Origin of the sequence: Shimia sp. (genome assembly GCF_041624275.1) — a bacterium.
Lineage (GTDB): Bacteria > Pseudomonadota > Alphaproteobacteria > Rhodobacterales > Rhodobacteraceae > Shimia.
Genome location: NZ_JBFJVE010000251.1, coordinates 1 through 3,337 on the forward strand (window position 1 = coordinate 1; position 3,337 = coordinate 3,337).

General features: G+C 64.2%; 3 protein-coding genes. 1 reads left to right on the forward strand and 2 read right to left on the reverse strand.

The window, feature by feature from the left end; all coding sequences use genetic code 11:
- Nucleotides 1-1,192, reverse strand: a 1,192-nt coding sequence (locus ABZD10_RS14545) for a DEAD/DEAH box helicase (RefSeq protein WP_372887580.1), incomplete at its 3' end; no start/stop codon positions are given.
- Nucleotides 1,193-1,538: 346 nt separating this feature from the next.
- Here ABZD10_RS14545 and ABZD10_RS14550 point away from each other — a divergent pair.
- On the forward strand, nt 1,539-1,949 hold the full coding sequence (locus ABZD10_RS14550; protein ID WP_372887582.1) for a Fur family transcriptional regulator: 411 nt from the start codon (nt 1,539-1,541) through the stop codon (nt 1,947-1,949).
- A 39-nt stretch (nt 1,950-1,988) separates the two neighbouring features.
- Here the strand turns inward: ABZD10_RS14550 and ABZD10_RS14555 are convergent.
- Nucleotides 1,989-3,337, reverse strand: a 1,349-nt coding sequence (locus ABZD10_RS14555; protein WP_372887584.1) for an ATP-binding protein, incomplete at its 5' end; no start/stop codon positions are given.

A 3,337-nucleotide genomic window follows, 5' to 3' on the forward strand; every position in this document is an offset into this window, starting at 1 on the left:
GCGCGCCGCCCCGGCTTGGCGCGCCACTGCCCTTGGACTTGTGCGAAGGCTCCTCGGCACCGGCCCAGGGGCGGCCCGACAGCACCGGGATGGTCAGTTTCATCACCTTCTGGATCGCCTTCAGCTCGTCAACCTCGTCGGGGGCGCAGAAGGCCACCGCCGCGCCGTCCATGCCGGCCCGCGCCGTGCGGCCGATGCGGTGGACATAGTTCTCCGGCACATTGGGCAGATCGTAGTTATAGACATGCCGCACCTGCGGAATATCGAGCCCGCGCGCCGCGACATCGGTGGCCACCAGAACCATCATCTCGCCTTCGCGGAAGGCCTTGATCGCCCTTTCGCGCTGGCCCTGGCTGCGGTTGCCATGCACCGCCACTGCGGCATAGCCCGCCTTGACCAGGGTCTTCATCAGCCGGTCCGAGCCGTGTTTGGTGCGCGCAAAGACGATCGCCGCCTCGTCGCGATGCTCGGCCAGAAGCTCGATCAGCAGGCCGGTCTTCTCGGCCTTGGCGATGAAGTGGATGCCCTGGGTGATCTTGTCCGCCGCCTTGCCCGGAGGCGAGACCTGCACCCGCACCGGGTTGTCGAGGTAGGAACCGGCGATCTCGGCCATCAGCTTGGGCATCGTGGCCGAGAACAGCATGGTCTGGCGTTTTGCCGGCAGCCACTGGGCGATCTTTCGCAGGGCATGGATGAACCCCATGTCGAGCATCTGGTCGGCCTCGTCGAGCACCAGGAAATCGGTCGCCCCGAGATCCAGCGCGTCACGCTCCATCAGGTCGATAAGACGGCCCGGCGTCGCCACCAGCACGTCGGTGCCGCGCGCGACGCGGGCGATCTGCGGGTTGATCGACACGCCGCCGACCACCAGCCCGACCTTGAAGGGCGTACCATCGACCAGCGCCGCCAGACTGTCCTTGATCTGGTTGGCCAGCTCGCGGGTCGGCGCCAGGATCAGCGCCCGCACGCTGCGCGGCTCGGGCTTGCGGCCATAGGATTGCAGCCGCGCGATCAGCGGCAGGCCGAAGGCCAGCGTCTTGCCGGTGCCGGTCTGGGCCAGCCCCATCACGTCCTGCCCCTCAAGCGCGTGGGGGATGGCGCGTTCCTGGATCGGGGTCGGCTTGTCGATGCCGGTGGCGATCAGCTTGGCCACCAGTTTCTCGGGCAGGCCGAGGTCATGAAAACTTGTCATAGGTCTCTTTCCGGCGCGGCGCGGGATCGCGCGGCACCCTGAGTGGCCCCCGGCTTGGGGGGCGGTTGCGATGGTAGGCCCCGAAAGCGATCCGTGCCTTTCCGCACGGCCCTTGAAGACCCTGGCCCCACGCGTGATATTGGGATCAAAGAAACGCCCTGGCTGGGACCCGCAAGCGGGGTCCGGCCGATATCTCTGCTCACGCGGCAGAAGGCGGTTGCGCCGCACATGGCGGCTAATGCGACACAAGTCAAGCAGGAAAGCCGAGCCCCTGCGTCACAAAAACGGTGGCCAGCCCCCGCCGGCGACGGTAAAACGCAGGCCCAGAGCCAGAACGGAACGACAGATGAGCGACACGATCATTGCCCGCTGCGAAGCCAAGGGGCTGCGCATGACCGAACAGCGCCGGGTGATTGCGGCCGTGCTTGAGGAAAGCCCCGACCACCCCGACGTCGAAGAGCTTTACGCCCGCGCCTCGGCGCGGGATGCCGGCATTTCGCTGGCCACGGTCTATCGCACGGTGAAGCTGTTCGAAGAGGCCGGCATTCTCGACAAGCTGGAATTCGGCGACGGGCGGGCCCGCTATGAAGACGCCGAGCGCGAGCATCACGACCACCTGATCGACATCCATTCCGGCGAGGTGATCGAATTCGTCGATCCCGAGATCGAGGCGCTTCAGGAAAAGATCGCCGCCAAACTCGGCTATCGGCTCAAGGGCCACAAGCTGGAACTTTACGGCGTGCCGATCAAGAAATAGGGCCCCGCCGCCAGCGTGCCGCGCCTGCCGGCGGGCCGCTCAGCCCGCTGCGCCCTGATCCGCGGCGACGGGGGCGATGGGAAAGCGGATCCAGAATGTGGCGCCGCCGCTTGCCGCCGCCGTGTAGCCGATGCTTCCGCCCATGCCTTCGGTCATCCGCTTGGCCAGCGCCAGCCCGAGGCCGGCGCCGCCGACGCTGCGCACGTCCGATGAATCGGCCTGATTGAAGTGTCCGAACAGCTTTTCGAGAAAGGCCTCGGGGACACCCTCGCCCTCGTCGCTGACGGAAATCGTCACCGCGTCGTCCTCCTGGGCAAGCGAAACGGTGATCTTCGCCCCCTGTGGGGAGAATTTCGACGCGTTCGTCAGCAATTCGATCAGCACCTGCTGCACATGCGTCCCGTCAACGAGGATCGGCGCCGACGCCGCTGCATCGGCGTATTCGAAGGATTGCCCCTCTTTCAGCTCGACCGTCGCGCTGACCGCTTCGATGATCTCCAGCGGATCCAGCGGTTCGAGATGATAGCTCACCTCGCCCGATTCCAGCGATTTGAACACCAGCAGCCGGTCGATCAGATGCGTCATCCGACCGACCCCCTTTTCGGCCAGTTCCAGAAGATGGCCGGCCCCCTCGGGAAGGGCGCCGATCTGCCCGCCGTTGAGCAGCTTGACGGCCCCGGTGATGGTCGTCAGGGGGGTGCGCAATTCATGGCTGATGGTGGCCAGGAACATGTCTTTCTGTTTCTGGCTGATGACCTTGTCGGTGATGTCGAGCAACTGGAACAGGAAAGTGTCCTGTTCGTCGAGATTGGTCAGCCGGGTGCCGCTGATCATCGCGTGCTTGCGGCGGCCATCCTTGCAGATCATGACGCTTTCAAAGCTGATTTCCGAGGTTTTCCCCTGATAGAAATCGAGCTTTTTCTGCACTTCGGCCGGGTCATTGTCGAACCACACCAGCTTGTGGAGTTTCATGCCAATGATCTCGGATCTCGAATAACCCAGGTAACGACCAAAGGCCCTGTTGCATTCCAGCAAGCTTGCATCCAGACCGAACACGGCGGCGCCGGCAGGCGATTTCTCCATCAGAACCTTGTAGCGGAAACTGTCGGCTAGAGATTTGTTGCGCGCCACCTTCTCGGCGGTAATGTCTGTATGAGCGCCGGATATTTCTGTCGGACGCCCTTCGGCGTCCCGCGCCGAGACCCCGGTATCGGATTGGACCCACACCCAATGACCATCTTCATGACGGATTCGGAACACCGATTTGCTCTTGGATTTCTGCCCCGAGATCAGCGCCGTATCCGCCGCTTCGACGATTTTCAGATCCTCCGGGTGAACCCGGTTCAGAAACTCCTGCTGGCCGAGGATCGGCGCATCGGCGTCAAGCC

Coding starts and splice junctions, on each gene's coding strand:
- ABZD10_RS14550 (WP_372887582.1), top strand. CDS start 1,539: ATGAGCGACACGATCATTGCCCGCTGCGAAGCCAAGGGGCTGCGCATG.